Below are 6,635 nucleotides of genomic sequence, written 5' to 3'. Positions count from 1 at the left end.
GACCGACGGTCCCGCGCTAACGGTCGCTCCCTTTGGTCACTCACTCATCCGCTGTCAGAGCACGCTCTGACAAGCTGCTGAAAAATCAACGATTTTTCGCATCATGAGACGGCTTTGCCGTCTCGAACGACTTCGTTCACTGCGTTCACGAAGACCTCGCGCAGTGTCATCGGCCGCCCTCACTGTGCTCACGGTTCCCTGCGGTCACCGCTCGCTTTCCGAGGCACTCACTGTGTTCGCGCCTCGCGACGCTCGGTCGGCCGCAAGCGCGCGCCACGGCACGTCGGTAGCCGGTTCGGCGTGATACGTCGTTCTCCGCTACTGAACGGAAAAACTACCGGAGGACGTGACTCGAGAGCACCAACAGAACGACCGCTCCGAGTCGGCCGTCGGATTCGAGCCCGGACCGTTGCAACGGCAAGGACAGGGCTATCCTCGCCCACGTTCCATGTGAAGATATGGCAGACAACGACGACCTTGACGACCTGCTCGACGAACTCGACAGTCAGGGGGACCTCGAGACATCTCAGCAAGTACTGTCGCTCCGAACCGAGAGCCGGCGATACGACAAGCCGGTGACGATCATCGAGGGCTTCGACCTCACGAAGTCGGAAATCGAATCGACCGCCTCGGACCTCAAGAGTTCGCTCGGGACGGGCGGAACGGTCGACGAGGGTCGTATCGAACTGCAAGGCGATCACCGCGATCGCGTCCCGGACCTGCTTCGGGATCGAGGGTTCGACGTTCGAGAGTGACCCCCGCTGGGAGCGGCTCCGCTCTACCCGCACGTTACGCGACGACCGAGTCACGGCTCCGTCGGCGCGGTCGTCTCGTGGCAGCGTATTATTTATGTCCCACGTTCGATGATGAGGTATGAACGTTCGATCCGCGACGTCCGACGACTTCGAGGCGATCACAGCCGTCGCCCGCGACACGTGGCACGACACCTACGACGAACTCGAGGCCGACATGATCGACCGGACCGTCGACAACTGGTACACCGACGACTCGATGCCGCTCGAGGCTCCCGGGACGGTCGTTCTCGTCGCCGAGCGCGCGGAGTCCGCGGCTGGGAGTCGGACGGAGTCCGACGAACGCGACGGCGACCTCGTCGGCTTTACCCACGCGGTCGTCCAGGGCGAGACGGCCGACATCCTCCGGATGTACGTCCACCCGGACCACCAGGGCGAGGGGATCGGCTCCGAACTCCACGAGCAGCTGATGGCGGAGATCGAATCCCAGGAGGCCGAGCGGGTCCGGTCGTTCGACTTCGCGTTCAACGACGCCAGCCGCGCCTTCTACGAGGGGCTTGGCTTCGAGCAGACCGACAAGGGAGAAGTCGAAATCGACGGCGAGTTCTACCCCGAGGCGGTCTACACGCTTGAGCTGTAGGCGGCGGTTTCCTCCGGTCGGAACCGACTCGAGCGAGGGATCGGTCGTCCGCGAGGACCGGGTTCGTTCCCTGCCGGTGCACCGATAGTAACAACTGAAACGATTCACACCGATCGCACAGCAGTCGGGCGATCGGCTGTACAGTGACGTTCAGCGGCTCCTATAACACAGTGAGGTGATACCACTTTGGTACTCGCTGTCGTAGCCCATCGCATGGAGATCAGACCAGCCACCCGCGACGATCGCGAACAGATCAGGGCCGTCGCCCGCGAGACGTGGCACGACACCTACGACGAACTCGACGATGAGACGATCGACGAGACGATCGATGAGTGGTACGGCGACGAGGCCCTCGAGACGGCGCTGTCGAAACCCGGTACCGCCTTCCTCGTTGCGGAAGCCGACGGCGACCTCGTCGGCTTCACCCACGGCGTCGTCACGGCGGAGGAAGGCGACGTCCTTCGGATGTCTGTCCACCCGGGCCACCAGGGCGAGGGGATCGGAACCGCGCTGTACGAGCGGCTGCGAGAGGATCTCCGGGACTTCAACATGAAACGAATGCGCGCGATCGACCTCGCCTCGAACGAGAGCGGCCGGGAGTTCTACGAGACCCACGGGTTCGAACCGACCGACGAGGACGAGGTCGAAATCGGCGGCGAGCAGCGACGGGAAGTGGTCTACACGCTCGAGTTGTAGCGCGCGACGGCGACGAAGCGGATGGAACCGATCGCTCCAAGACCTTGCAAATGCACCGCACGGACGCAAGTGAGGCGCTGGTGTGGTCCTCCATAGCACGATGGGGACGAAAACGCCGAGCGAGGCCGACATTCTGCGGCCGATCGGAACGACCTCGAAAACGTACTTCGCGATGGTCGCCGTGGCGGGACTGGCGCTTCTCGCCTTCCTCATCGGCTGGGCCTACCAGCTGCAGCAGGGGCTGGCCGTCACCGCGCTCGGTGACTGGGGGAGCGGCGGCGGCGTCACGTGGGGAATCTACATCGGCGCCTTCATCTGGTGGGTGGGCATCGCCCACGGCGGGATCATCCTCTCGGCCGCGGTCCGTCTGCTGGGGATGGATCGCTACATGCCGGTCGCGCGACTCGCCGAGTTGCTGACTCTCGCCGGGCTGTCCGCGGCGGGGTTTTACATCATCGTCCACCTCGGTCGGCCAGACCGGATGGTCACGAGCGTCGTCGGTCACTACCACATCACGATCCACAACTCGCCGCTGGTGTGGGACGTGACCGTCATCACGGCCTACTTCGTATTGACGGCGACCTATCTCTCGCTCACCCTGCGTTACGACGTCAGCCGACTGCGCGACCAGCTTCCCGACCGCCTCGATCCGATCTATCGGCTCATCACGATCGGTTACACCAAGACGGAAGATCGGATCGTCCAGCGTATGGTCTGGTGGCTTGCGCTCGCGATCATCATTATGGCCCCGCTCTTGCTCCACGGCGGCGTCATTCCATGGCTGTTCGCGGTGATCCCGACGATGCCGACCTGGTTCGGCGGCGTGCAGGGTCCGCAGTTTCTCACCATCGCGCTCACGTCGGCCATCAGCGGCGTGATCATCCTCGCCTACTCGTTTCGCTACGCCTACGACTGGGACCACATCTTCACCGACGACATCTTCCGCGGACTGCTCCTCTGGCTCGGCTTCTTCTGTCTGCTCTTCCTGTGGCTGCAACTCCAGCAGAACATCACCGGGCTATTCGCCGCACCCGTCGACCTGACCGTCGCAGCCCTGGCCAGAGCGACCAACCCCATCTACCTCACCTCGATGTCGCTGGTTTTCCTGACTCTGTCGTACATTTTCGCCCAGACGCTCCGGCCGACGCTGTTCACCAAGCGACGGGCCGTCATCTCCGGCCTTGCCGTCCTCACCGCGACGATCCTCGAGAAGGTGCTGTTCGTCGTCGAAGGGTTCTTGCATCCCACGTTCGATATCTACGCGGCCGTCCCGGGCGTCTACATCCCGAGCCTGATCGAACTCGCATCGATCTTCGGGACGATCGGCATGGTCTGTCTGTTCTTCCTCACCATCGCCAAAATAGTTCCCGTGGTCGAACTCCACGCGATTGAACACCTGCGTGAGGACCACGAGAACGAATGACAGTCTCCCCGGCGTGAACGCCGAGGTTTCCTCGCGCTGAATTAGGTGGGGCCGCGTGACGACGAGCGAGACCGACCGCTCCCGTTCTCTCGTGGAAATGAAATCGAGGGAAGACCGGTACGGCTGAGCTGACGGCCCGAAGACGGGTAAACAAACGTGAGCGAAGCGGCGACACCGTATGCGAACGACCGGCAACAGCCACCAGCAACTTTTTACCCTACTATACTAAACCTATTTTTAGAGATGTCTAATCTTTGGGTATCGAGCGCCCAAACCGGGAGTGAGACGCCGTGAACGAACTGCTCGAGGTCCTCCTCGCATCGCTCCGGGACGGCTACGTTCAGGTGAGCGCGTTCGTCGCGGTAACGGTACTGGCCTTCGGTCTGCTCCAGTACGCGACCGACGGGGCCGTCATCGGCGCGATAGAGGACAACGAACGATTGCAGGTGCTGTTCGGCGGCCTCCTCGGGTTGACTCCCGGCTGCGGCGGCGCGATCGTCGTCATGCCGCTGTACGTCCGCGGCACGGTCAGCTTCGGGACCGTCGTCGCGACGCTGGGTGCGACCGCGGGCGACTCGGCGTTCGTCATCCTCGCACTGGCCCCCGAAGCCGCACTCTACGCCTACGCCATCGCCTTCGCGGCCTCCGTCGCGACCGGCTACCTCGTCGACGAAGTCGGACTGGGCGTCTCGCGGGTCGACGCTGCCGTCGCGAAACTCTCGCCAGCGATGGCCGACGGCGGCACCGTGGTCAACAGCGGCGTCGGGCCGAATCCGGCCCACGATTACGGCGGCCCAGCCCCCACCCACGCCCACGAGTCAGGACCGGATCGACACTCTCGAGTGCTCACCCCGCTCTCACACCTCGCGCACGTCCTATGGTGGGGAGCCGCCATCTCGGGGCTCATCTTTGGAAGCCTCTACCTGCTCCGCGGCGGTCCCGAGGTCGCGCTGTCGCTCGGCCTCGGCTTCGACGGACTGTTCACCGTCACCGGCATCGTCGGCGCGGTCCTGTCGCTATACCTCTACGCCGTCGGCCGCCACTACGTCGGCGAGGGGGAAATCGCCCGGGCTCGAGACTCCTTCGGCTCCGTCTACGACACGCTCACCCACGCTGCGATGGAGACCAGTTTCGTCACCGTCTGGGTGCTCGTGGCCTTTCTCGTCTACGAGTACTTCGTCCTCTTCAGCGGGGCGAACATCGCGACTCTCGCCGCGGCGGCGGGCGTGCTAGCACCGATCGGCGGCGCGGTTGTCGGGCTGATCCCCGGCTGTGGCCCCCAGATCCTGCTCTCGAGCGTCTACGCCGAGGGCGGGCTGCCCTTTTCGGCACTGTCAGCCAACGCGATCGCCCAGGACGGCGACGCCCTGTTCCCGCTGCTGGCCGTCGACGCCAGGGCCGCCATCGTCGCGACGATCTACAACTTCCTGCCCGCCATCGTCGTCGGTGTCGCGCTCCACTTCCTGTGGGGACCGGTGTTCGGGATGGCGGAGTTCGGGTTCGGCGTGTTGTGAATTTTGTACAGAATCCTCGCAGCAAATATCGACGACAATTAGTGGAATCTCCGTATCAAAATGGGGGTAGCTTCAATCTCGGTAACCGGGGCAGTCACAATAGTTTCGAATTCCAGTTTCCAGCTTCTATGACGGCATCGATGATGTCAGAGTAGTACCTTTTTTATATTCAATTCTATCGTCAAGCGAGGTGTACATGATTCTGTTTCGGTGTTCTGTATCCAGCCCCATCTCGACTGAGTCGGCAAGTTCGAGGGGGATCTGGATGACGTCTTCGAACTCGCTTTCCGAGGACCATCCGAGATCATTGTCAACCCTCGTATATCGGTTTGCTGCCATCGTATACGCCTCGTCGTACTCTCCCAAATCACCTATCAGACGAAAATCACCACAGATCTCGTGACAGAGACCAACTCGTGCATCCATCGTAAAGGCCGGTTCGATAAGCAGATCTGTGACGATTGATTCACCCTGTTTACAGTGATGATGACAACGATCATATGCACCGTCGATTCGGAAACAAAGCGCGCCGAGTAACAGCCCCTTTATTGCGAAACCGAATTTCATTGCGTTCGGAGAAGGGGGATCGTCGCTGTCAGTCAGATCGTCGGGTAACCGCCGATATTGCATAAGATTTCCTCGTGCAGCAGCCACGTAGTACTCTCCTGCCGTCTGGAGGTTTCCAGCCCTGCGCTTTGCCCGTGCAAACTCTTTGTAGTCACGAACAGCTTGAGTTACTGCACCGTTTTTGTCTGGCCGATCGGATACATTTTTGTCGCTCATGGTGTTCTTAGCTTCGTCTGTTTTATCAATCTGACTCGTAGATTCTTGGCTGGATACCCTCTTTCATCAAGGAATTCTTCAAGATCGTTGCGGGCGTCATATATCACGGTCGTACTGACTGTAATAGGCCCAGCAGGAAGTTCGAAAGTCCGAACCGTATACCATTGACCGTTGATTTGCTTGATATACAGTCGGTTTTTGACCGTTCTGATAAATTTGTCCCGAGTTTCGAATTATCTGTTCGATAGTATCGTAATCATTGATTTGATCCCCATCTTCTCGAACTGGATGCTCGTCAGTGTGATCAATTTCAACTTCTTTTCCAGTCGGGTCCTCGACCAGTTCACTGGCAGAAACCAGCATCCCCTCGAGTACGCGCAGAATGATTTGCCCGTCTCCACCGGGTTATCGCCGATAATCAGGTCGTATCGACCGTCTTCCTCGATCGCGTTCGGCGCACGAATGATCTCACCGATATCCTCGTGTTGATTGATCCGGGGAGTTCTTTGATCTGCTCCCAACCGTGCTTGCGCTCGTGGCCGTCATGAATCTCGTGTTCGTAGACGGCCCCACTAGGGAGCGTGATCTCGAGGCCGTCGACCTCTTCCGCCACAGTGGTTCGGTGACCGGAACGGACTGAACGTACGCTCGTTGGCTGGCCTCGCCGGCTGCGGAGCCGGTCGTCTCGGCCTACACGGCATACCCGCCGGCGGCGACAGCATCGCTGGCAACGACCGCAGCACTCGAGTACTTTGTAGCGGCTACCTCATAGGCGGTAGACGCTCCATGGAGTCCACCTGCCGGCTGCTTCAGTGAGATTACCAGAT

At 60.9% G+C, this 6,635-nt stretch carries 7 protein-coding genes; 5 read left to right on the top strand and 2 right to left on the bottom strand.

The window, feature by feature from the left end; genetic code table 11:
• The first annotated feature begins 458 nt into the window (after positions 1 to 458).
• From ACEWFR_RS17575 to ACEWFR_RS17555, 5 genes are all read left to right on the top strand, one after another.
• Positions 459 to 755 carry a translation initiation factor gene (locus ACEWFR_RS17575; protein ID WP_374062270.1) on the top strand — a complete coding sequence of 99 codons (297 nt, stop codon included), beginning with the start codon at positions 459 to 461 and terminating at the stop codon, positions 753 to 755.
• A 118-nt stretch (positions 756 to 873) separates the two neighbouring features.
• Positions 874 to 1,392 carry an N-acetyltransferase family protein gene (locus tag ACEWFR_RS17570; RefSeq protein ID WP_374062269.1) on the top strand — a complete coding sequence of 173 codons (519 nt, stop codon included), beginning with the start codon at positions 874 to 876 and terminating at the stop codon, positions 1,390 to 1,392.
• A gap of 213 nt (positions 1,393 to 1,605) precedes the next feature.
• Positions 1,606 to 2,088, top strand: coding sequence for an N-acetyltransferase family protein (locus ACEWFR_RS17565; protein ID WP_374062268.1), 483 nt, complete (start codon positions 1,606 to 1,608; stop codon positions 2,086 to 2,088).
• Between the two features lie 100 nt (positions 2,089 to 2,188).
• Positions 2,189 to 3,511: an NrfD/PsrC family molybdoenzyme membrane anchor subunit gene (nrfD, locus tag ACEWFR_RS17560; RefSeq protein ID WP_374062274.1), complete on the top strand. Its 1,323-nt coding sequence runs from the start codon at positions 2,189 to 2,191 to the stop codon at positions 3,509 to 3,511.
• 290 nt (positions 3,512 to 3,801) lie between these two features.
• On the top strand, positions 3,802 to 5,025 hold the full coding sequence (locus ACEWFR_RS17555; RefSeq protein WP_374062267.1) for a putative manganese transporter: 1,224 nt from the start codon (positions 3,802 to 3,804) through the stop codon (positions 5,023 to 5,025).
• Positions 5,026 to 5,151: 126 nt separating this feature from the next.
• Here ACEWFR_RS17555 and ACEWFR_RS17550 read toward each other — a convergent pair whose 3' ends face one another.
• Entirely contained in the window at positions 5,152 to 5,808 is a 657-nt protein-coding gene (locus ACEWFR_RS17550) for a hypothetical protein (protein WP_374062266.1), read from the bottom strand.
• A 418-nt stretch (positions 5,809 to 6,226) separates the two neighbouring features.
• The gene (locus ACEWFR_RS17545; protein ID WP_374062265.1) at positions 6,227 to 6,421 is read right to left on the bottom strand and encodes a hypothetical protein; all 195 of its coding nucleotides are present in this window, start codon (positions 6,419 to 6,421) and stop codon (positions 6,227 to 6,229) included.
• Positions 6,422 to 6,635: the final 214 nt, after the last annotated feature.

The sequence above is a fragment of the Natrinema sp. H-ect4 genome (assembly GCF_041894845.1).
Taxonomy (GTDB): domain Archaea; phylum Halobacteriota; class Halobacteria; order Halobacteriales; family Natrialbaceae; genus Natrinema.
The sequence above is the reverse complement of the archived record's forward strand: the minus strand, read 5'-3'. Positions and strand labels throughout refer to the sequence as shown.

What these genes read in the sequence shown, in the direction of transcription:
- ACEWFR_RS17565 (WP_374062268.1), top strand. Translation starts at nt 1,606, where the DNA reads ATGGAGATCAGACCAGCCACCCGCGACGATCGCGAACAGATCAGGGCC.
- ACEWFR_RS17575 (WP_374062270.1), top strand. Translation starts at nt 459, where the DNA reads ATGGCAGACAACGACGACCTTGACGACCTGCTCGACGAACTCGACAGT.
- ACEWFR_RS17570 (WP_374062269.1), top strand. Translation starts at nt 874, where the DNA reads ATGAACGTTCGATCCGCGACGTCCGACGACTTCGAGGCGATCACAGCC.
- ACEWFR_RS17550 (WP_374062266.1), bottom strand. Translation starts at nt 5,808, where the DNA reads ATGAGCGACAAAAATGTATCCGATCGGCCAGACAAAAACGGTGCAGTA.
- nrfD (WP_374062274.1), top strand. Translation starts at nt 2,189, where the DNA reads ATGGGGACGAAAACGCCGAGCGAGGCCGACATTCTGCGGCCGATCGGA.